The sequence below is a fragment of the Streptomyces sp. NPDC079141 genome (assembly GCF_040686775.1).
In the GTDB taxonomy this organism is placed as follows: Bacteria; Actinomycetota; Actinomycetes; order Streptomycetales; family Streptomycetaceae; genus Streptomyces.
Map to the genome: position 1 here is coordinate 738,900 of NZ_JBFBLP010000003.1, position 21,700 is coordinate 760,599.

Below are 21,700 nucleotides of genomic sequence, written 5' to 3' on the forward strand. Positions count from 1 at the left end.
AATGCGTAGGCCGATCCATCCATACGCTTGAGTCATGGATGTGGAGCTCCGCCAGCTGCGCTGCCTCGTCGCGATCGTCGACGAGGGCAGCTTCACCGACGCCGCCTTCGCGCTCGGCGTCTCCCAGGCCGCCGTGTCGCGCACCCTCGCCTCGCTCGAACGGGCCCTGGGAGTACGGCTGTTGCGGCGCACCTCGCGCGAGGTGACCCCGACGGGGACCGGGCTGCGGGTGCTGGCGCACGCCCGGCGGGTGCTCGGCGAGGTGGACGAGCTGGTCCGGGAGGCCACCTCCGGGCACGGGCAGCTGCGCATCGGCTACGCCTGGGCCGCCCTCGGCCGGCACACCTCGGCCCTCCAGCGCCGCTGGGCCGCCGCCCAGCCCGGGACGGACCTTCAACTTGTCCGCGTCAACTCGGCCACGGCGGGTCTGGCGGAGGGCGCCTGCGATCTGTCCGTCGTGCGTCGGCCGCTGGACGACCGCCGGTTCGACTCGGCCATCGTCGGGCTGGAACGCCGCCTGTGCGCGGTGGCCGCCGACGACCCGCTGGCCCGGCGGCGCTCGGTCCGGCTCGCCGACCTCGCCGGACGCACCCTGCTCGTCGACCGCCGCACCGGCACCACCACCGCGGAACTGTGGCCGCCGGACGCCCGGCCCGCGACCGAGGACACCCACGACGTGGACGACTGGCTCACGGTGATCGCCAGCGGCCGCTGCGTCGGCATGACCGCCGAGGCGACCGCCCACCAGTACCCGCGCCCCGGGGTGGTGTACCGGCCGGTGCGGGACGCCGAGCCCATCGCCGTACGCCTCGGCTGGTGGCGGGACGACCCGCATCCCGCCACGCAGGCGGCGGTCGAACTGCTCACGGCTCTCTACCGGAACGACTGACCGGGTCAGCTGTTCTGCCGCCCCCACTCGGGCCCGACCAGCTCCCACTCCCGGCCCCACTGCGCCACGCACCGTCGGTTCAGGTGCCGGCGGGCCACCGCGCCGATGCCGACCGCCGTGCCCGCGAGGGCGAGTGCGGCGGCCGAGCCCAGGACCGCGGCCTCGACGGCGGCCTCCGTACGGCTGGGCGGCTCGGTGACGAGGCTGCCGTCGCGGTCGAGCCAGACATCGATCTCGGTACCGGCCTGCCGGCCCCGCTGGACCAGCGTGTGGTCGGTGCGGGTGGTGCCGTCGTCGGTCGTCCAGCGGACCTTCGCCAGGGCCTGCTGCCCGGTCGTGCCGGTCGACGTCGTGGCGCGCGGGACGTCGGCCAGCAGGACGGCCTGCGCGGGGTGGCGCTCGTTGCGCTGCTGTGCGAACGTCTCGTCGGCCGCGTGCGCCGTCACCAGGCCGGCCAGGGCGCCGCCCACGGCGACGACCACCCAGACGGCCAGCACGATCCAGGCCTCGATGATGTCGTCGCGCCGGCGCAGCGGGTTGCTCCGCCACCGCCACATCCGCTTCTTCGTGCACACGGTGCCATCCATCGGTCCGCACCTCCTCGTGGTCCTCGCCTTCCCCGAAGGTGACAGTCGCGGCCCCGTCGCGGCATGGGCCGATCAGGCGGGATCGGGGGACCTGTCGGGACCAACCCGAGGTCCGGAGAGGGCCGTTCAGCCCTCCCGCAGACATGGGTCCCTCGCCGTGTACCACCCGTGACCCGCGGACCGTCGGGCCCCGGCCGGGGACCATCGGCCCCTCACGGTGCCGGAAACGGGTGCTCACGCTCGAAGGACAGAACCATTTCGGCGCGAGGAGGGCACCATGCACAGCACATCCCTTGACGCCGCGGCCCTGGAGACCTGCGTCGCGGCGGCCGTCGCCGCTCCCTCGCTGTACAACTCCCAGCCCTGGCGTTTCCGGCTGGATCCCCAAACGGTCACCTTCCACGTCCGTGCCGCGCCCGCCCAGAGCCTGCGGTTCACGGACCCGGAGGGCCGTGCCCTCCATGTCTCGGTGGGCGCCTGTGTCCTCAACCTCCGGATCGCGATGGAGCACTTCGGCTGGACACCCGTCACCCGTCTGCTGCCCTCCCCCGGGGACCCTTCGCTCCTGGCCACGGTGAGCCCGACCGAGAGCAGAACGGGGGAGCCGGAAGTGGCCGAAGCCGAGCTGTACGCGGCCCTGTGGCGCAGGCGCAGCAGCCGCCTGCCCTTCTCGGGCGAACCGCCGACCCAGCGGCTGCGAGCCGAACTGGCGGCGGCGGCCGGGGCGGAGGGCGCGGCCCTGTTCTTCCCCGACGCGGCGGAGACGGCCCGGATGCTCGCGCTCACCGCCCACGGCGAGCGCCGCAACCACTCCGACGCCGACCGCGCCGCGGAGAGCCGCCGATGGGTGCGCGAGGACCCGTACTCGGCCTCCGACACGGGCGTACCCCTGGAGGCGCTCGGCCCGCAGGACGCCCGGGAACAGCTGCCCATGCGCGATTTCACCGCGCAGCGCCATCCGGAGCGGCTGCCCGCTCGCTCCTTCGAGAAGGCCCCGGTCGTCGCCCTGCTGACCACCGAGCACGACCGCCGCGCCGACTGGCTGCGCGCCGGGCAGGCCCTGGAACGCGTCCTGCTGGTCGCGACGGCCCGCGGCCTGCGCACATCGCTACTGCACCAGGCCCTGGAGTGGCCCGACCTCCGCCAGGCCCTCAGCCCCACCCCCGACCACCCCGGCCACGCCCAGATACTCGTCCGCCTCGGCCACGGCCCGCAGGGTCCGGCGACCCCGCGGCGCACGGTGGAGCCGCTGTTCGACTGACGCGCCGGAGGGCAGCCGCGGCCGGTACCGGGGCGGCTGCCTGCGGCGTGGGTCCGCGGGCCGGCCGCAGGGGCGGGCGACCCCGCGCGGCACCGTCGGCCCGCCGGCCGATCGGCGCGGTGCCCGGATCAGCCGACCCGCACGGAGGCGGCGGGCCGCTCCGGTGCCGCGGCCAGGGTGTCCGGCAGGCAGCGGTGCAGCTCGAAGACCCCGGACAGACCGGTCAGTTGCAGCACCCGCAGGAAGTGCGGGCTGTTCGTGACCAGCCGCACCCGTCCTTGGCGGGCGAGGGCGCGGGTCCGGGCCCGGCACAGGATGCTCAGGCCCCGGCAGTCGATGAAGGACACATCACACAGGTCGAGCACCAGATCGGGGCACGGGCCGACGGTCAGCGTGTCGAGCCGCGCCGTCAGCAGGGGCGCCGTCCACAGGTCGAGCTCGCCGTGAAGTTCCACGACGGTCGTCTCCCCTTCGACGCGTTCCGTGAGGGACGCCGCTGTCGGGGTGAGGTTTTCGCTCATGGTCAAAGCCAAGTGCGTGCGTCCGGCGTGGCGGAAGGGCCGGTCGGCCCTGCCCGGCGATCCGGTCGGGTCCTATGAGTTCTACGGGTCCTACGGGCGATCGCGTCGTGTCGCACGGTCCGCACCCGTGGTTACGTCGGGTCCGGCGGCCTTTGCCGGTGGTCATGCCGGGTCCGGCGGCTCTCGTCGGCGATCGTGTCGTGTCGCACGGTCCGCGCCGGTGGTTACGTGGGGTCCGGCGGTCCTTGTCGGTGGTCATGCCGGGTCCGGCGGCTCTCGTCGGCGATCGTGTCGTGTCGCACGGTCCGCGCCGGTGGTTACGTGGGGTCCGGCGGCCCTTGTCGGCGGTCATGCCGGGGCCGGCGGCCCTCGCCGATGATCCCGCCGCCTCCCACGGCCCCCGCCGCCTACCTGCCACGGCCCCCGCCGCCCATCCCGCCGCCCCCCACACCCCTCCCCGCCGATTCGACCCCGACCGGCGCCCACCCGGGGACCGACCGGCCCAAGCGGAGCACCACGCGGCCGCACACGCTGGAGGAGCGGGGTACCCACCCGTATCCGTCGGGGGGACCGACTGGAGGAGGCGACGGGTCATGAGCGGACCGGTCTCGTCGGCGGCGGCCGAGAGCATGCCCATGAGCGACCTCGGACGCCGCCTCGCGCTGCGGCGCGCACGACTCGGCCTCTCCCGGCACGAGGTCGCCGCCCGGGCCGGCATGGCCCCCAGCTATCTGCGCTATCTGGAGGAACAGTCCGTCGCCGCACCGGGCATCGGCGCGCTGATACGGCTGGCCGAGGCGCTGCACACCACGGTCACGGAACTGACCGGCGGCCAGGCCGCACGGCCGCCCGGACCGGGCCGGGCCGCCCCGCACGCCGAGTTCACCGAGCTCACCATGGCGCAGTGCCGCACCCTGCTCTCCACGCACGGCGTGGGACGTCTCGCCGTACCCACCGCGACCGGACCCGTCGTCGTCCCCGTCAACTACACCGTCCTCGACGGCACGATCGTCTTCCGTACCCGCGTCGGCACGACACCGGCGCAGGCCGCCGGCTGCCAGGTCGCCTTCGAGGTCGACCGCATCGACGACGCCTTCAGCAGCGGCTGGAGCGTCCTCGTCCGCGGCCACGCCCGGACCGTGACCGACCCCGAGGAGGTGCGCCGGCTCGACGAGCGGGCGTACAGCGCCCCCTGGGCGGGCGGTCGGCGCGCGCTGTGGGTGCGGATCGATCCCCGGACCGTCAGTGGACGCCGGATTGCGGTCTGACAAGGGCTGTTGTCGGGCGAGCCCGGGACTCTTGGCCCTTCGTACGGCACCGGCGATGACGAACGATGGAGAAAGAGCACATACCGCTTCAATCGGCGAAAGACGGACTGGCCATGTACCGCAACGACGGATTCCGCGAACTCCAACGGCAGGAGTGTCTGCGGCTGCTGGCCAAGGTGCCGGTCGGCCGTATCGTCCACACCCGCCACGCGCTGCCGGCCGTCCTGCCGGTCAACTTCGGCCTGGAGGACGACGGCACGGTGCTGCTGTGCACCGCCGCCGACTCGGAGCTGGTACGTGCCGTCGACGGCGCCGTGGTCGCCTTCGAGGCCGACCAGGTCGACGCCGTCACGCACTCCGGGTGGAGCGTCGTCGTCACCGGCTCCGCCACGGTGGTCACCGACCCCGTCGAGACCGCACGCCTGGAGCGCACCGGGCCGCGCTCCTGGGTGCCCTCGCCGGACCAGGTCTTCGTCCGTATCGAGCCCGAACTGGTGACCGGCCGCGAGCTGGTCGGCGGACGCACGCTGTACGGCGTCGACCTGTCGTCCTGCTGAGCTGCGGGACGCCTGGGCCGTATGGCCCGCCCAAGGGTTCGCCCGGCCCCTGCCGCGAACTCCCGCACGCGACGAGCATCGGGAGCACCGAGAGGAAGGGAGAGCAGCCATGACTCCCCAGCACGTGGTCGTAGGAACGGACGGAACCCTGATCGCCGTACGGGCCCTCGACTGGGCGTCGGACGAGGCCGCGCGGCGCGCCGCCGTTCTGCGGGTCGTGTACGCCGTACCCGACCGGGACGAGGCCGCACCGGTCCTCGCGTCCGCCGTCGCCCGCGTCCACGCACGCCATCCCGGTCTGCGGGTGACGTCGAAGTCCGTGACCGGCGGCGCCGCGGCCGGACTGGCGCGGGAGAGCGAGGGCGCCGCCCTCACCGTCGTCGGTACCCGGGGCCTCGGCGCGGTCACCGGTCTGCTGGCCCGCTCGGTGAGCCTGGGTCTTGCCGCGCACGTGTCGAGCCCGCTGCTCGTCGTACGCGGCGACCACCCGTGCGACGGCACGCGCCCGGTGCTGCTCGGCCTGGAGAGCGACGCCGACGCCGAGGCGGCCGCCTACGCCTTCGAGGAGGCCGAGCGCCGGGGTGTCGGGCTGCGGGTCGTGCACTCCTGGAGCCACCGGTTCGTCACCCCCGAACTGCCCTCGCTGATCCCCGCCACCAGCCCCGGACAGCGCGCACAGGCCCGGCACGGCCGGGCCGAGGACGCGGTGCCGCGGTTCAGCCTGGCGGACCTTCAGGAGCGCCACCCCGAGGTCGACGTGCAGGCCCGCACGGTCCGCACCGGACCGGCCCGCGCCCTGCTGGAGGCCACGCGCGAGGCCGCCGTCGTCGTGATCGGTACACACCGCCGGCATGGCCGGTTCGGGCCGCAGCTCGGCCCCGTCGCGCACACGCTGGTGCACCGCGGGCACTGTCCCGTGGTGCTGGTGCCGGCAGCCTGATCACACCACCGGGGTCAGGCGGAGTCGAGCCGGACCCCGGTGACCAGGTCCGGGCGGATGCGGATCGCGTAGTCCATCGTCCGCTCCACCCACGGGTGCAGCACGGACGTGTAGCGGGCCAGTTCGTCCGCGTCGGTGATCAGATGGGCGTACCCGGTGACGACCACGCTCCACCCCAGGTGCGTGAGCGGATCGATGACGTCGGCCTCGTAGGCCACCACCACACCGGGCGCGCCGGCCTGCCGGGTCCGGGAGGTCAGGGCCGCTCCCTCGTGGGTGCGGATGACGATGTCGCCGCCGTCCAGGACATGGTTGACCGGGCGGATCGTCGGCAGCGCGTGCTGCGTGAAGACGATCCGCCCGAAGGAGACGCTGCCCAGCAGCCGCAGGGCCTCGGCGCTGTCGAGCTCGATGCTCCGGCGCGGTCCTGCGGTCGTCGGTGAGCCGTTGTCGTGGGGCATGGCGGGTTTCCGTACGGGTCGTGGCGGGTGAACCTTCGGCGCGGCTGCGTTCGATCAGATCATTCGAACCGGGAAACGGCCGGTCGGGCTAGGGCCGTTCGGCCCCGGCCCGGGTCCGGCCGACCCGTAGCGCTTCGCTCACGCATCGGCGGGGCCACCGCGCCACGGGGGAGGCGTGGCCGACCTGCGTGCCGTGTCTCCCCGGTGCACCGCGCGATCGGTCCGGCCGCGCAGCCGGTCCTGCAGGCGGTCCGCCAGCTCGTGCGCGCTCGCCTCCGTGGCATGGACGACCACCAGCTCGTCGCCCACCCGGATCTCGGCCGCGGCCGACCACGGCAGGTCGACGTGCTGGGCCGCGGCCCGGGTGACGCGCACCTCGCCGCCCACCGGGATCCCGGGACGGTCCAGGGCCGCTTCGACCTTCGCCCGGACGTAGGCGAGAGCTTCCTCGTCCACCTCGCCCGTCGCGCGCACGCGGATCCCGTTGTCTGCGGCAGTCATGTGCCCCACTCCTTCTGGTCGTCCGGTGGGTTTCCACCCTCCTGCGATCACCGGCCGCGCCCCAGGGCCGGCCGGCCCCGGTCAACCGGGCCGAGCGTCCCGTCGCGCCTGCGGGGTACCCGCGCCGAAGGACCGGAATCAGGGCCGACCGGCCCTGGTCGTCCGGCCCCGACCGGACGAAGATCGCAGCAGGACACCGACCCGTGTACGGCACACCCGGCACGGCTAACAGAACGAGGAGCATCCGATGGCGGACGGCGCACGGCCGGGCCCCGACAACCCGATCCGGGTCTTCCTGCTGGACGACCACGAGGTGGTACGGCGGGGGGTGCACGACATGCTCAACGATGAGCCGGACATCTCGGTGGTCGGCGAGGCCGGCACCGTGGAGCAGGCCCTGGTCCGCGTGCCCGCCCTGCGCCCGCAGGTCGCGGTGCTCGACGTCCGCCTGCCCGACGGCGACGGCGTGACCGTGTGCCGGGAGCTGCGTTCACGGATGCCGGAGCTGGCCTGTCTGATGCTGACCTCCTTCGACGACGAGGAGGCCCTGCTGGACTCGATCATGGCCGGGGCCTCCGGGTACGTGCTGAAGCAGATCCAGGGCTCGGACCTGGTGTCGGCCGTGCGCACGGTCGCCGCCGGCCAGTCCCTGCTCGACCCGAGCGCCACCACCAAGCTGATGGCGCGGCTGCGCCACGAGCAGCAGCAGGAGGCGGCACCGGAGCCGCTGCCCGGCCTGACCGGCCGCGAGCGGGAGATCCTCGCCCTGATCGGCGAGGGCCTGACCAACCGGCAGATCGGGCAGCGGCTCTTCCTCGCGGAGAAGACCGTCAAGAACCACATCTCCCGGCTGCTGGCCAAGCTCGGCGTGGAACGGCGCATCCAGGCCGCCGTCATCGCCACCCAGGCCCAGGACCGGCTGCGGCAGCAAGAGGGGCGTTAGTCCCGGGGCCCGGCCCCGTACGGCCCCTGCCGGAGCCGACGGGCCGCCGGGAGGCTGGTGGTGACACGGACGACCCCAGGGGAGGACGACGGACATGAGCGTGCGCGTGGGCATCAACGGCTTCGGCCGCATCGGACGCAACTACCTGCGCTGCGTGCTGGAGCGCGCGGAGACCGCGGCCGGCACACCGGTCGAGGTCGTGGCGGTCAACGACATCACCTCGCCGGCGACGCTGGCCCATCTGCTGGCACACGACTCGACGTACGGCCGCCTCGGCCGCCCCGTCGAGCACGACGAGACCTCGATCACCGTGGACGGCCACCGCGTGGCCGTCACCGCCGAGCGCGACCCGGCCGCCCTGGCCTGGGCCGACCTCGGCGTCGACGTGGTCATCGAGTCCACCGGCCGCTTCCGTACCCGGGAACAGGCCGGAGCCCACCTGAAGGCCGGCGCGCGCAAGGTGCTGCTCTCCGTGCCCGGCAAGGACGTCGACGCCACCGTGGTGATGGGCGTCAACGAGGGCAGCTACGACCCGGAGCACGACCACGTCGTCTCCAACGCCTCCTGCACCACCAACTGCGTGGCCCCCATGGTCAAGGTCCTCGACGAGCACTTCGGCATCGTCAAGGGACTGATGACCACCATCCACGGCTACACCAACGACCAGGTGGTCCTGGACGGCCCGCACAAGGACCTGCGCCGCGGCCGCAGCGCCGCCGTCAACATCATTCCCACGTCCACCGGCGCCGCCCGCGCCGTCGGCCTCGTCCTGCCCGAGCTGGCCGGCACCCTGGACGGGATCGCCGTACGCGTGCCCGTGGAGGACGGCTCGCTGACCGACCTGAGTGTGGTCCTGGAGCGGCCCGTGACGGCCAAGGAGGTCAACGCGGCCTACCGCGAGGCGGCCGACGGCCCGTTGAAGGGGATCCTGCGGGTCTCCGACGCCCCGATCGTCTCCCGCGACATCGTGGGCGACCCGGCCTCCTGCGTCCTGGACGCCCCGCTGACCCAGGCGCACGGCGACCTCGTCAAGGTCTTCGGCTGGTACGACAACGAATGGGGCTACACCCACCGGCTGCTCGATCTCACCGAGTACGTGGCCGCCCGCCTCCCGCGCGGCTGACCAGTAGCACCCCTGCCCGCCGGGCGACCCGGCCCGATGCCATGTTGCCCCGCGCCATGGACCGTTACCGTGGCACATGACCGCCAGGGTTGGCGACGGGTCGAGGGGACGTGGAGGAGCACGGGTGGAAAGCCAGGAGCAGGCCGGTCAGGCCCGCGTACGGCTGCCGCAGCTGAAGCTGGACGAGCTGCTGGAGGAGCTGCAGGCCCGCCTGGACGCGGCCCGGGGCACCCGCGACCGGGTGCACAGCCTGTTGGAGGCGGTGCTCTCGGTCGGCCGGGAACTCGACCTCGAACAGGTGCTGCACAGCATCGTGGAGGCCGCGGCCGTGCTGGTCGACGCGCAGTACGCCGCACTCGGCGTGATCGGGCCGGACGGCAGGCGGCTGTCCGCCTTCCACACGGTCGGCGTCAGCGAGGAACAGATCGCCAGGATCGGTCCCTTCCCGGAGGGCCACGGCATCCTGGGCGAGCTCATCCGGCATCCCGAGCCGCTGCGGCTGGTGAAGCTGTCGGAGCACCCCGCCTCCTACGGCTTCCCGCCCCACCATCCGCCGATGAACAGCTTCCTCGGCGTCCCGATCCGGGTGCGCGACCAGGTCTTCGGCAATCTGTACCTGACCGAGAAGGCCGGTGGCGCGCAGTTCGACGAGGAGGACGAGTCGGTCCTGTCGACGCTGGCCGTCGCGGCCGGTGTCGCCATCGACAACGCCCGCCTGTACGAGGAGTCCCGGCTGCGGGAGCGCTGGCTCCAGGCCAATGCCGAGATCACCCACAGCCTGATGTCCGGCGCCGAGCGCGGCGAGGCGCTCGGTCTGATCGCCCGGCGGGCCAGCGACATCATCGGCGCGGCGCTCGCCGTGGTCGCCATGCCGGTGGAGGACACCGACTCGCTGCGGGTGGAACTGGCCGTCGGCCGGCACGCGGAGGAACACCGCGGGCTGGTCGTGGCGGTCGGCGACAGCCTCATCGGCCAGGCGTTCACCGCCGCCGAGCCCGTCACCTGCCCCGACGTCGTCCACGACGAGCGCGTCAGCAACCCCGAACCCCGGTTCACCGGGCTCGGGCCGGCCGTCGCCGTCCCCATCGGGACCGGAGAAGTCGTCCGCGGTGTCGTGCTGCTCGTGCGCGAGACGGGCAGGCCGGTGTTCTCCGACAAGGAGACCGTCCCGTTGCGGGGCTTCGCCGCGCAGGCCGCGATCGCGATGGAACTCGCCGAGCGCCGCCGGGACGCCGAGGTGATCGCGGTGCTCAAGGACCGCGACCGGATCGCCCGTGACCTGCACGACCTGGCGATCCAGCGGCTGTTCGCGACCGGCATGACATTGCAGAGCGCGGGCCGCTTCATCGAGCACCCCGAGGCCGGGGACCGCGTGGCGCGGGCCGTGGACGACCTCGACGAGACCATCAAGATCATCCGGTCGACGATCTTCGGGCTGCGGGCGCGCGAGGGCGCCGCCGGGTCGGGGCTGCGGGCCCGCGTCGTACGGGTGTCCGGGGAGGCCGCCCCGGTGCTCGGATTCGCCCCCAGCGTGCGGATGGAGGGCCTGGTCGACACGGACGTGCCCCGGGACATCGCCGACCATGTGGTGGCCGTGCTCTCCGAGGCCCTCACCAACGTCGCCCGGCACGCCCGGGCGGGCCGGGCCGAGGTGGTCCTGGAGACCGACGGCCGCGAGGTGCGTCTGACGGTGACCGACAACGGCGTGGGCACCCCGCCGGACGGGCGGCGCAGCGGCCTGCGCAACATGGCCGAGCGGGCCGAGCAGCTCGGCGGCGAGCTGGAACTGAGCACTCCGGAGGGCGGCGGAACCCGGCTGTGCTGGCGGGTGCCGCTGCCGGCGGGCGAGGCCTGAGGCGGCGGCGCTTGGGCCTAATGGCCCCATGTACGGGCCGTTCGGATCTGTCCACCGACGGGTGGCCCGTGCCAGGCTGTCGCCGAGCCCACGAACGGTACGGCGGTTTGGGGACCGCCGAGTGCGGCTCCTCGGGAGGCAAGGACGGCCACCCTTGCCCCTGCCGGGCCCGCACCGACACTACCGCGCTGGGGACGCGCGGCGGGCGGGCGGATGGCGGGCCCGGCATATCCCGCGACGGTTAACGCGTGTATTTGCGGATGCGGTAGCGCAGCCCGGAGGCGGAGGACTGCCAGCCCTGGTCCTCGGTGACCTGCCAGCTCGGGTCCGGCACCGGGGCGTAGGTGTCGCCGGCCACCTTCGTGTCGACCTCGGTCACCGAGAGTGCCGTGGCGTGCTCCATGGCCGCGCGGTAGATCTCCCCGCCGCCGATCACCCACACCGCGCCCAAGGCGGCCGTCTCCGGCGGCTCGGCCGCAAGCTCCAGCGCCTCGGTGACGGACCCGGCGCGTTCCGCGCCCTCGGCCGCCCACCGCGGATTGCGCGTCACCACGATGTTGCGCCGGCCGGCCAGCGGGCGGAAGCGCGCGGGCAGCGAGTCCCACGTCCTGCGGCCCATCACCACGGGATGCCCCAGGGTGGTCGCCTTGAAGTGCGCCATGTCCTCGGGCAGCCGCCACGGAATCGCGTTGCCCGCGCCGATCACGCCGTCGAGGCTCTGCGCCCAGATCAGCCCGACGTTCACACCGCCACCGGGGCCTTGATCGCGGGGTGGTGCCGGTAGTCGAGCACTTCCACGTCGGAGTAGGCGTAGTCGAAGAGCGAGTCGGCCCGGCGCAGCCGCAGCTGCGGGAACTCGTACGGGGTCCGCGACAGCTGCTCGGTCACCTGCTCCACATGGTTGTCGTAGATGTGGCAGTCGCCGCCGGTCCAGATGAAGTCACCCGGCTCCAGGCCGGCCTGCTGCGCCACCATGTGCGTGAGCAGGGCGTAGCTGGCGATGTTGAACGGGACGCCGAGGAACAGGTCCGCGCTGCGCTGGTACAGCTGGCAGGAGAGCCTGCCGTCGGCGACGTAGAACTGGAAGAAGGCGTGGCACGGTGCGAGGGCCATCTTGTCCAGCTCGGCGACGTTCCAGGCGGAGACGATCATCCGGCGGGAGTCCGGGTCGCGGCGCAGCGTGTCGAGGACCTCGCTGATCTGGTCGATGTGGCTGCCGTCCGGGGTGGGCCAGGAGCGCCACTGTGCGCCGTAGACCGGGCCGAGGTCGCCGTTCGCGTCCGCCCATTCGTCCCAGATGGTCACGCCGTGCTCGTGCAACCAGCCGACGTTCGAGTCGCCGCGCAGGAACCACAGCAGTTCGTACACGATGGACTTCAGGTGCACCTTCTTGGTGGTGACCAGCGGGAACCCCTGGGAGAGGTCGTAGCGCAGTTGGTGCCCGAAGACACTTCGGGTGCCGGTGCCCGTCCGGTCGGCCTTGGCCGTCCCGGAGGTGAGCACCAGTCGCAACAGGTCTTCGTACTGAGTGTTCGCCACGGCCGACGATTCTACTGGTCAGCTGCGGGGCAGCGCCCACGGGCTCACCCGTGCGGCACGATCGCGACCGGGCACCGGACGTGGTGCATCACCGCGTGGGCGACCGGCCCGGTGTGCATGCCGAGCCTGGCGGGGCGGATCTTGCGGCCGACGGCCAGCAGACCGGCGTCCTGGGTGGCGTCCAGCAGCTGCTGGGCGGCACGGCCCTCCTCCACCACCGTCACGACCTCCACCGTGGGGTACTTCTCCCGCCACGGCGCGAGCACGGCATCGAGCGCCCGCTCGGCGGCCCGACCCACGTCCCTGCGCGCCTTGGCCTCCAGCGCGGTCGGCACGTACGGCAGACGCCACGCGTGCACCACCCTCAGCGGTGCGGCCCGCAGCCGCGCGCTCTCGAAGGCGAACGCGAGCAGGTCCTCGCACCGCTGCGCCGGGTCCACGCCCACCACGACGGGGCGGTACGGCGCATGGGCCGACGGCCGGCCGTGCTCGTCCGGCAGGTGCTCGTCCTCCAGGGACTGCCCGGCCCGGACCAGCACGACGGGACGCGCCACATGGGCCACCGTCGCCAGCGCCACGGAACCGGCCATGAACCCGCCGAACCCGCTGAACGCCCGGCTGCCCAGGACCAGCAGCTCGGCCTCCTCGCCCGCCGCGACCAGGGCGTCGGGCGCGGAGCGGGAGACCTGGTCGGCGCTCAGATACACCTGCGGGTAACGCTCGTTGAGCCGGTCCATGGCGCCGCGCAGGATCCGCCGCGACCAGTAACGCGGCGCCTCCAGCTCGGGCAGCTCCGACTCGTCGGGCGACGCACCGCCCTCCCAGGCGTGCACCAACCGCAGCGGCAGGTCGCGCCGGAGCGCCTCGCGGGCCGCCCAGTCGGCGGCGGCGAGGCTCTCACGCGAACCGTCCAGCCCTACGACGACGGGGTGACGCATGGCCACACCTCCCCGGGCCGGTGCCCGCACTCCGCTGTGCGGGCTCCTTCGCCTCCAGCATCCCCGCCGGGGCAGCGCCCGGGCCAGGGGCCACAGCGGCCCTCACTCGGGGCCGAACGACCCTTTCCCGCTGGTCAGTACGGGTTCCGGGGCCGCCTCGTGCGGGGTGGCCGCCCGGCGTACCGCGGTGCAGGTGAAGACCAGGGCGGCGGCCGCGACCGCGGCGAGCAGCAGCAGGCCGACGGCGTAGGAGTCGTAGGCGCCGTAGAGGGAGCCCATCACCAGGGGCGGTACGAAGCCGCCCAGGCCGCCGGCCGCCCCGACGACGCCGGTGACCGAGCCGGTCTGCTGCGGTGGCGTCAGCAGGGCCACGAAGGCGAACGTCGCGCCGCTGCCCGCGCCGAGCGCTGCCGCCATCGACAGGAACGCGATGGTGCCCAGCGGGGCGAGGGAGGGCGTCAGGGACTGCACGAGCGCGCCCGCGACGACCACCGCCAGCGAACCGGCCAGCACCCGCACCGGCCCGATACGGTCCGACAGCCAGCCGCCGACCGGCCGCATCGCCACCGCGAGCAGCACGAACCCGGCCATGCGGTTGGCGGCGTCGGACTGGGAGAGGCCGTAGGCGGTCTTGAGGTAGGTCGGCAGATAGACCGAGAAGGCGACATAGCCGCCGAACGCCACCGCGTACAGGGCGGAGGCCTGCCAGGTGATGCTCAGCCTGAGCGTGGCCTGCAGGCGCTTGAGCATCGGCTCGGCCGGCGCCGTGCGTCCGGGCGCGTCCCTGAGGACGACCGCGGCCACGACCGCGTAGACCACGAGGACCACGGCGGTGACCACGAAGGGGTTCGCGGTGCCGTGCGCGTCCACCAGCTTCACCGTGGTCAGGGCGCTGATCGCGGTGCCGCCCATGCCCATGCCGAAGACACCGATGGCGAACCCGCGCCGCTCGGGCGGGAACCAGGCGCTGACGAACGGCACGCCGACGGCGAACGCCGTGCCGCCGATCCCGAGGAAGAACCCGCCGGCCAGCAGCGCCGCCAGCGAGGAGTGGCCGGCCAGCCCCAGATAGAGCACCGGCACGACCGTGGCGGCGGACACCAGCGGGAACATCACCCGCCCGCCGTAGCGGTCGGTCAGCGCGCCCACCGGGATCCGGCCCAGCGAGCCCACCACCACCGGCACGGCCACCAGCAGCGACTGCTCGAACGAGGACAGCTCCAGCGTGTCCTTGAACCGCGGTCCGAGCGGGCTGAGCAGGGCCCAGGCCCAGAAGTTCACGGCGAACCCGAGCGTGGCCAGGGTCAGCATCAGCCAGGCACGGGGGGACACCTGGGGAGTGGCGGGTTCGCCGGGTGGTGGCTTGGGCATCTCGGGGTCCCTTCCGCGGGCCGGTACGGCCGCATCCGTCAACGGGTGGCTCCGTGATCAGATTCGCCGATCACCGGTCCCGCTGCCCGTGGGCCGGACGGCCTCGTGGGCCGTCCGGGCGGCCCACGACCTCGGCGGCAGCCCGGGACCGACCGGTCCGCCAGGGCGGGCCGTTCGGCCCAGGGTGGCGGCGGGGAGGGCGGCCTAGCGTTCCTGGCCATGGAGAACGAAGACAAGGCGCGTTCGCCGCACCGGCGCGCCGCAGAGGGCTGGCCCCTGGCCGCCCGCCGGCTGCTGACCCGCCGTGAGGTCTCGGCCGACGGCCGCGCCGTGTTCGGTGAGGGCGACCCCAAGTGGGAGGGCTTCTACCGGGACCGCTGGGCGCACGACAAGGTGGTGCGCTCCACGCACGGCGTCAACTGCACCGGTTCCTGTTCATGGATGGTGTACGTCAAGGACGGCATCATCACCTGGGAGCACCAGGCCACCGACTACCCGTCGATCGGTACGGACTGCCCCGAGTACGAGCCGCGCGGCTGCCCGCGCGGAGCCTCCTTCTCCTGGTACACCTACTCGCCCAGCCGGGTGCGCTACCCGTACGTCCGTGGCGAGCTGCTGAAGCTGTGGCGCGAGGCGCGCAAGCGCCTCGGTGATCCCGTGGCCGCCTGGGCCGAGATCACCGGCGACCCGGCGAAGGCCCGCGCCTACAAGCGCGCCCGCGGCAAGGGCGGCCTGGTCCGCGCGGACTGGGACGAGGTGGCCGAACTGGTCGCCGCCGCCCATGTGCACACCATCAAGACCTACGGCCCCGACCGCGTCGCCGGCTTCTCCCCGATCCCGGCGATGTCCATGGCGTCCTTCGCGGCCGGCGCCCGCTTCATGTCGCTGATCGGCGGCACCCTGCTGTCCTTCTACGACTGGTACGCCGACCTGCCCATCGCCTCGCCGCAGGTCTTCGGCGACCAGACGGACGTGCCCGAGGCCGCCGACTGGTGGAACGCCGGCTACCTGGTGATGTGGGGCTCCAACATCCCCGTCACCCGCACCCCGGACGCGCACTTCCTCACCGAGACCCGCTACAACGGCACCAAGGTCGTCGCGGTCAGCCCCGACTACGCCGACAACGTCAAGTTCGCCGACGAGTGGCTCGCCCCGCACCCCGGCACGGACGGGGCGCTGGCGATGGCCATGGGCCATGTGATCCTGCGCGAGTTCCTGGTCGACCGCGAAGTGCCCTACTTCCAGAACTACTTGAGGACGTTCACGGACGCGCCGTTCCTGGTGACGCTGCGCGAGCACGACCACGGTCTGGTCCCCGACGGGTTCCTGACGGCCGCCGACCTCGGCCGTTCGGAGGAGCACGCCGACTTCAAGACCGTGCTGCTGGACCGGGCCACCGGTGAACCGGTGGTGCCCGGCGGCTCGCTCGGCTTCCGCTGGGGGGAGGCCGGGCGCGGCCGCTGGAACCTCGACCTGGGCGACGTGGTCCCCGAGTTGAGCCTGATCGACCGCCCCGAGGACACCGTCGAGATCGCCCTGCCCCGCTTTGACGAGGGCGCCACCGAGGGCGGCTCGACGATGGTCCGGGGCGTGCCCGTGCGCAGGATCGGCGGACGGCTCGTCACCACCGTCTTCGACCTGATGCTCGCCCAGTACGGCGTTCACCGCCCCGGTCTGCCCGGCGCCTGGCCGACGTCGTACGAGGACGCCGCGCAGCCCTACACCCCCGCCTGGCAGGAGACGATCACCTCCGTCCCCGCCGAGCAGGCCGCCCGCATCGCCCGCGAGTTCGCCCGCAACGCCGAGCGCACCGAGGGCCGTTCGATGATCGCGATGGGTGCCGGCACCAACCACTGGTTCCACTCCGACACGATCTACCGCGCTTTCCTGGCGCTGACGACCATGACCGGCTGCCAGGGCGTCAACGGCGGCGGCTGGGCCCACTACGTCGGCCAGGAGAAGATCCGCCCGATCACCGGACTCCAGCACCTGGCCTTCGCCTTCGACTGGCAGCGGCCCACCCGGCACATGGCCGGCACCTCCTACTGGTACCTGAACACCGACCAGTGGCGCTACGAGGCCTTCGGCCCCGACGAGCTGGCCTCCCCGCTGGGGCAGGGCCGGTTCGCGGGCAAGGGCTTCGCCGACTGCCTCGCCCAGGCCGTCCGGCTCGGCTGGACGCCGGGCCACCCCGGCTTCAACCGCAACCCGCTGGATTTGACGGACGAGGCGGCCGCCAAGGGGCGGCCGGTCGCCGAGCACATCGTGGACGAACTGAAGGCCCAGCGGCTGAAGTTCGCCGCCGAGGACCCCGACGACCCGGCCAACTTCCCGCGCGTGCTCACCGTCTGGCGGGCCAACCTGCTCGGCTCCTCCGGCAAGGGCAACGAGTACTTCCTGCGCCACCTGCTCGGCACCGACAGCGCCGTTCGCAGCGAGGAGGCGCCGCCCGACGCCCGCCCGAAGGACGTGGTGTGGCGGGAGGAGGCCCCCGAGGGCAAGCTCGACCTGCTGGTCACCATGGACTTCCGGATGACCTCCACCGGCCTGCTCGCCGACGTGGTCCTGCCGGCCGCGACCTGGTACGAGAAGGACGACCTGTCCAGCACGGACATGCACCCCTTCGTGCACGCCTTCACCCCGGCCATCGCCCCGCCCTGGCAGGCCCGCACCGACTACGACACGTTCCTGACGATCGCCGACAGGTTCAGCGCCCTGGCCGCCGATCACCTCGGCACCCGCACCGACGTCCTGGCCGTGCCCCTGCTGCACGACACCCCCGACGAACTCGCCCAGCCCGGCGGCGTCGTACGGGACTGGCGGACGGGGGAGTGCGAGCCGATCCCCGGCAGGACCATGCCGAAACTCGTGGTCATCGAGCGCGACTACGCCGCCGTCGCCGAGAAGATCCGCGCCATCGGCCCGCTCCTCGACACCCTCGGCACCACCACCAAGGGCATCACCGTCCACCCCGACCGCGAGATCGAGGAACTGCGCCGCCGCTGCGGCACGGTCCGCGACGGAGTGGCCGCCGGGCGGCCCTCGCTGGCCACCGCCACGGAAATGTGCGAGGCGATCCTCGCCCTGTCCGGCACCACCAACGGCCGTCTCGCCACCGAGGGGTTCCGGGAACTCCAGGCGCAGACCGGCAGCGAAGGACTGGTGGAACTCGCCGCCGAGCGCGAGGCCGAGCGGATCACCTTCGCCGACACCCGCACCCAGCCCCGCGCGGTCATGACGTCGTACGAGTGGTCCGGCAGCGAGACCGGCGGGCGCCGCTACTCGCCGTTCGTCATCAACACCGAGCACAAGAAGCCCTGGCACACCCTCACCGGACGCCAGCACTTCTTCGTCAGCCACGACTGGATCGCCGAACTCGGCGAGCAACTCCCCGTCTACCGGCCGCCGTTGGACGCCCGCCGCCACTACGGCGACGAGCACCTGAACGACGGGCAGGCGGAGGTGACGGTCCGTTACCTCACCCCGCACTCCAAGTGGTCCATCCACTCCGAGTACCAGGACAACGCCTACATGCTCGCCCTCTCCCGCGGCGGCCCCGTGATCTGGATGTCCACCGCCGACGCCGAGAAGATCGGCGTCAAGGACAACGAGTGGATCGAGGCGTACAACCGCAACGGCGTGGTCGCTGCCAGGGCCGTGGTCACCCACCGGATGCCCGCGGGAACCGTGTACATGTACCACGCCAAGGACCGCACGGTGAACGTCCCGAAGACCGAGGTCAGCGGCAAGCGCGGCGGCATCCACAACTCCCTGACCCGGCTGCTGCTCAAGCCCACCCATCTCGCGGGCGGCTACGCCCAGTTCACCTACGCCTTCAACTACTACGGCCCGACCGGAAACCAGCGCGACGAGGTCACGGTCATCCGCCGTCGCTCGCAGGAGGTGCAGTACTGATGCGTGTGATGGCACAGATCGCGATGGTGATGAACCTCGACAAGTGCATCGGCTGCCACACCTGCTCGGTCACCTGCAAGCAGACGTGGTCCAACCGGCCCGGTGTCGAGTACGCCTGGTTCAACAACGTCGAGACCAAGCCCGGCGTCGGCTACCCCCGCCGCTACGAGGACCAGGAGCAGTGGAAGGGCGGCTGGATGCTCGACAGGCGGGGCCGCCTGGTCCTGCGTTCCGGCGGCCGCGTCAAGCGCCTGCTGTCGCTGTTCTCCAACCCGGACCTGCCCGCCATCGAGGACTACTACGAGCCGGTCACCTACGACTACGACACCCTCGTCAACGCGCCCGCCGGCCAGGACATCCCGGTCGCCCGCCCCCGCTCCGTCCTCACCGGCAAACCCACCGCCATCACCTGGGGCGCCAACTGGGAGGACAGCCTGGGCGGCGCGCCCGAACACGCGGGCGCCGACCCCAACCTGACCGGCGAATGGGCCGAGAAGGTGAAGTTCGAGTTCGAGCAGACCTTCCTCTTCCACCTGCCCCGCCTGTGCGAGCACTGCCTCAACCCCGCCTGTGTATCGGCCTGTCCGTCGGGCGCGCTGTACAAGCGGGTCGAGGACGGCATCGTCCTGGTCGACCAGAACCGCTGCCGGGGCTGGCGGATGTGCGTGACGGCCTGCCCGTACAAGAAGGTCTACGTCAACCACGCCACCGGCAAGGCCGAGAAGTGCACCTTCTGCTTCCCGCGCATCGAGGCCGGCCAGCCCACCGTCTGCTCCGAGACCTGCGTCGGCCGCCTGCGCTACCTCGGCCTGCTCCTCTACGACGCCGACCGCGTCGGCGAGGCCGCCGCCACCCCCGACGAGCGGGACCTGCTGGACGCCCAGCGGGGTGTGTTCCTCGACCCGCACGACCCCGAAGTGGCCGCCGCGGCACGGGAGTCCGGCATCCCCGAGGACTGGCTGGCCGCCGCCCGCCGCTCCCCGGTGTACGACCTGGTCTCCCGGTACAGGGTGGCGCTGCCGCTGCACCCGGAGTACCGGACGCTGCCCATGGTCTGGTACGTGCCCCCGCTCTCGCCCGTGCTGGACGCGGTGAGCGAGGCGGGCGGCAACCAGGACGACCCCGACCACGTGTTCGCCGCCGTCACCCGGCTGCGCATCCCGCTGGACTACCTGGCGAACCTGTTCACCGCCGGGGACACCGACGTCGTGGCGGGCGTGCTGATGAAACTCACCGCCCTGCGCTCGCACATGCGCTCCCGCACCCTCGGCGAGAGCGGCGAGGAGAGCGCGCTCAAGGCCGTCGGGCTCACCGCCCGGGAGGCGGAGGACCTGCACCGGCTGCTCGCCGTCGCCAAGTACGAGGACCGGTACGTCGTTCCGGCCGCGCACAAGGAGGACGCGGCCGCGCTGACCGCGATGGAGAACCGCTGCCCGGTCGAATCGTCCGGTGCGGACCGGCGTGTGCTGCTCGGCATCCCCACCCTGCGCCGCACCCCGACGGGAGACCCCCAATGAGCCCCCTGCCCACAACCGTGCCGGCGATCGTCCGCACCCGTATCCGGGCCGCCGTCCGCCGCCACGCGGCGACGGATCCGGTCGAGGCCGAACGGCGCGGCCTGCTGCTGCGGCTGATGTCCCTGATGCTCCAGTACCCCGACCCCGAACTCGTCGCCGCCCGGCCCGGCATCGCCGACGCGGTCGCGGCCCTGCCCGAGTCGCCGGCCGCCGTCGAACTGGCCGCTTTCACCGACTGGTTCGCCCACCAGGAGCCGGACACACTCGCCCGGCACTACGTCGACATGTTCGACCTGCGCCGCAAGAGCAGCCTCTACCTCACCTACTACCTGCACGGCGACACCCGGCGCCGCGGCATGGCCCTGCTGTCGCTCGCCCAGCGCTACCGGGCCGCCGGCTGGGACACCGAAGGCAGCGAACTGCCCGACTACCTCCCGGTCGTCCTGGAGTTCGCGGCGCTGTCCGGGCCGGGCAAGGGCGAGGCGCCGCTGCGGCAGCACCGGCGCGGGCTCCAACTGATCCACCGGTCGCTGTGCGACGCCGACTCGCCCTACCGGCACGTCCTGGCCGCGCTGCTGTCCCTGCTGCCGCCGCCGACCGACGCGGACCTCCGGGCGGTCGCCGAACTGGCCGCGCAGGGCCCGCCGATCGAGGACGTCGGCCTGACCCCGTACCCGACCCCCGTGAACCCCGAGGACAGTCACCGATGAACGCGTCCGGCACCGACCTCCTGCTGTGGGTCGCCTTCCCCTACATCTGCCTGGCCGTGTTCGCCGTCGGCCACGTCTGGCGCTACCGGCACGACCAGTTCGGCTGGACCACCCACACCAGCCAGCTCCTCGAACACCGCTGGCTGCGCTGGGGCAGCCCGCTGTTCCACCTCGGCGCCTTCATGGTGATCGCCGGGCACGTGGTCGGCCTCGCCGTCCCCGCCTCCTGGACCGAGGCCGCCGGCATCGACGAGCACACCTACCACACCACCGCCGTCTGGGCCGGTTCGGTCGCGGGCCTCGCCATGGTCACCGGCCTCGGCATGCTCTGCGCCCGCCGCCTGCTGACCCGCCGGATCCGGCTCGGCACCGACCGCAGCGACAAGGTCCTCTTCCCGCTCCTGTCGGCCACCGTGGTCCTGGGCATCGCCGCGACGGCCGCCCACAACGTCTTCGGCGACGGCTACGACTACCGCGGCACCGTCTCGGTCTGGTTCCGCGGCCTGTTCACCCTCCAGCCCGAACCCGAGGCGATCAGCGGCGCACCGCTGCTGTTCCAGCTCCACGCCCTCACCGCCTGCCTGCTCTTTGCCGCCTGGCCGTTCACCCGCCTCGTCCACGTGTGGAGCGTGCCGGTCGGCTATGTCGTGCGGCCCTACCTGGTCTACCGGAGCCGCACGGGGGCGACGGGCCCTGGTCGGGGGACCGTTCGGCCCTACCGCCGGCCCGAGACCGATCGGTTCACTGCCTCCGACAGATCATGACCAGGGAGAGGACGAGGAATGTTCGTCGGGACGGAGCGGT

The 21,700-nt window shown here is 72.8% G+C and carries 20 protein-coding genes; 12 read left to right on the forward strand and 8 right to left on the reverse strand.

The annotated features are described in order from the left end of the window. Positions 1-34: 34 nt before the first annotated feature. Complete coding sequence (locus AB0Q90_RS13075) at positions 35-889, forward strand: LysR family transcriptional regulator (protein ID WP_363164273.1); 855 nt, start codon at positions 35-37, stop codon at positions 887-889. Positions 890-894: 5 nt separating this feature from the next. On the opposite strand, the gene AB0Q90_RS13080 is transcribed toward AB0Q90_RS13075, so the two are convergent. Then, positions 895-1,476 (reverse strand): hypothetical protein, encoded by a 582-nt coding sequence (locus AB0Q90_RS13080; RefSeq protein ID WP_363164274.1) that lies wholly within the window; start codon positions 1,474-1,476, stop codon positions 895-897. 277 nt (positions 1,477-1,753) lie between these two features. Here AB0Q90_RS13080 and AB0Q90_RS13085 point away from each other — a divergent pair, with 277 nt between their 5' ends. Next, positions 1,754-2,737 (forward strand): nitroreductase family protein, encoded by a 984-nt coding sequence (locus AB0Q90_RS13085; protein WP_363164275.1) that lies wholly within the window; start codon positions 1,754-1,756, stop codon positions 2,735-2,737. A gap of 128 nt (positions 2,738-2,865) precedes the next feature. Here the strand turns inward: AB0Q90_RS13085 and AB0Q90_RS13090 are convergent, their stop codons facing one another. Further along, a complete protein-coding gene (locus AB0Q90_RS13090) occupies positions 2,866-3,258 on the reverse strand; it encodes an STAS domain-containing protein (RefSeq protein WP_363161895.1) in 393 nt (130 codons plus the stop codon). A gap of 593 nt (positions 3,259-3,851) precedes the next feature. Between AB0Q90_RS13090 and AB0Q90_RS13095 the strand changes: the two genes are divergently transcribed. The 3 genes from AB0Q90_RS13095 (at position 3,852) to AB0Q90_RS13105 (ending at position 6,023) form a co-directional block, all read left to right on the forward strand. Further along, positions 3,852-4,526, forward strand: coding sequence for a pyridoxamine 5'-phosphate oxidase family protein (locus AB0Q90_RS13095; RefSeq protein ID WP_363161896.1), 675 nt, complete (start codon positions 3,852-3,854; stop codon positions 4,524-4,526). A gap of 113 nt (positions 4,527-4,639) precedes the next feature. After that, the gene (locus AB0Q90_RS13100; protein ID WP_363161897.1) at positions 4,640-5,083 is read left to right on the forward strand and encodes a pyridoxamine 5'-phosphate oxidase family protein; all 444 of its coding nucleotides are present in this window, start codon (positions 4,640-4,642) and stop codon (positions 5,081-5,083) included. A 109-nt stretch (positions 5,084-5,192) separates the two neighbouring features. Next, complete coding sequence (locus AB0Q90_RS13105) at positions 5,193-6,023, forward strand: universal stress protein (protein WP_363161898.1); 831 nt, start codon at positions 5,193-5,195, stop codon at positions 6,021-6,023. A 14-nt stretch (positions 6,024-6,037) separates the two neighbouring features. Here the strand turns inward: AB0Q90_RS13105 and AB0Q90_RS13110 are convergent, their stop codons facing one another. Then, on the reverse strand, positions 6,038-6,484 hold the full coding sequence (locus tag AB0Q90_RS13110) for a pyridoxamine 5'-phosphate oxidase family protein (RefSeq protein ID WP_363161899.1): 447 nt from the start codon (positions 6,482-6,484) through the stop codon (positions 6,038-6,040). A 138-nt stretch (positions 6,485-6,622) separates the two neighbouring features. Continuing rightward, positions 6,623-6,985: a hypothetical protein gene (locus AB0Q90_RS13115; protein WP_363161900.1), complete on the reverse strand. Its 363-nt coding sequence runs from the start codon at positions 6,983-6,985 to the stop codon at positions 6,623-6,625. A 247-nt stretch (positions 6,986-7,232) separates the two neighbouring features. On the opposite strand from AB0Q90_RS13115, the gene AB0Q90_RS13120 reads away from it, so the two are divergent. The 3 genes from AB0Q90_RS13120 (at position 7,233) to AB0Q90_RS13130 (ending at position 10,906) form a co-directional block, all read left to right on the forward strand. Next, positions 7,233-7,928, forward strand: a complete 696-nt coding sequence (locus AB0Q90_RS13120; protein WP_363161901.1) for a response regulator transcription factor — start codon at positions 7,233-7,235, stop codon at positions 7,926-7,928. Positions 7,929-8,022: 94 nt separating this feature from the next. Continuing rightward, positions 8,023-9,051 carry a type I glyceraldehyde-3-phosphate dehydrogenase gene (gap, locus tag AB0Q90_RS13125; RefSeq protein ID WP_363161902.1) on the forward strand — a complete coding sequence of 343 codons (1,029 nt, stop codon included), beginning with the start codon at positions 8,023-8,025 and terminating at the stop codon, positions 9,049-9,051. 124 nt (positions 9,052-9,175) lie between these two features. Next, positions 9,176-10,906, forward strand: a complete 1,731-nt coding sequence (locus AB0Q90_RS13130) for a GAF domain-containing sensor histidine kinase (RefSeq protein WP_363161903.1) — start codon at positions 9,176-9,178, stop codon at positions 10,904-10,906. A gap of 241 nt (positions 10,907-11,147) precedes the next feature. Here the strand turns inward: AB0Q90_RS13130 and AB0Q90_RS13135 are convergent, their stop codons facing one another. The 4 genes from AB0Q90_RS13135 to AB0Q90_RS13150 all read right to left on the reverse strand — a co-directional run bounded on the left by AB0Q90_RS13135 (position 11,148) and on the right by AB0Q90_RS13150 (position 14,754). Further along, the gene (locus AB0Q90_RS13135; protein WP_363161904.1) at positions 11,148-11,651 is read right to left on the reverse strand and encodes a dihydrofolate reductase; all 504 of its coding nucleotides are present in this window, start codon (positions 11,649-11,651) and stop codon (positions 11,148-11,150) included. Continuing rightward, a complete protein-coding gene (locus AB0Q90_RS13140) occupies positions 11,648-12,445 on the reverse strand; it encodes a thymidylate synthase (RefSeq protein WP_363161905.1) in 798 nt (265 codons plus the stop codon). The genes AB0Q90_RS13135 and AB0Q90_RS13140 overlap by 4 nt, the downstream gene beginning before the upstream one ends. A gap of 44 nt (positions 12,446-12,489) precedes the next feature. After that, positions 12,490-13,383, reverse strand: coding sequence for a universal stress protein (locus AB0Q90_RS13145; protein WP_363161906.1), 894 nt, complete (start codon positions 13,381-13,383; stop codon positions 12,490-12,492). Between the two features lie 102 nt (positions 13,384-13,485). Next, positions 13,486-14,754 (reverse strand): NarK/NasA family nitrate transporter, encoded by a 1,269-nt coding sequence (locus tag AB0Q90_RS13150; RefSeq protein WP_363161907.1) that lies wholly within the window; start codon positions 14,752-14,754, stop codon positions 13,486-13,488. Positions 14,755-14,973: 219 nt separating this feature from the next. On the opposite strand from AB0Q90_RS13150, the gene AB0Q90_RS13155 reads away from it, so the two are divergent. Genes AB0Q90_RS13155 through narI form a run of 4 tightly spaced genes read left to right on the forward strand, consistent with a single transcriptional unit; the run spans position 14,974 to position 21,660 of the window. Continuing rightward, positions 14,974-18,669: a nitrate reductase subunit alpha gene (locus AB0Q90_RS13155; protein ID WP_363161908.1), complete on the forward strand. Its 3,696-nt coding sequence runs from the start codon at positions 14,974-14,976 to the stop codon at positions 18,667-18,669. Then, positions 18,669-20,186, forward strand: a complete 1,518-nt coding sequence (gene narH / locus AB0Q90_RS13160; RefSeq protein ID WP_363161909.1) for a nitrate reductase subunit beta — start codon at positions 18,669-18,671, stop codon at positions 20,184-20,186. The genes AB0Q90_RS13155 and narH overlap by 1 nt, the downstream gene beginning before the upstream one ends. Then, positions 20,183-20,896 carry a nitrate reductase molybdenum cofactor assembly chaperone gene (gene narJ / locus AB0Q90_RS13165; protein WP_363161910.1) on the forward strand — a complete coding sequence of 238 codons (714 nt, stop codon included), beginning with the start codon at positions 20,183-20,185 and terminating at the stop codon, positions 20,894-20,896. Before narH ends, narJ begins: the two co-directional genes overlap by 4 nt. Continuing rightward, a complete protein-coding gene (narI, locus tag AB0Q90_RS13170; RefSeq protein ID WP_363161911.1) occupies positions 20,893-21,660 on the forward strand; it encodes a respiratory nitrate reductase subunit gamma in 768 nt (255 codons plus the stop codon). Before narJ ends, narI begins: the two co-directional genes overlap by 4 nt. Positions 21,661-21,700 lie beyond the last annotated feature (40 nt).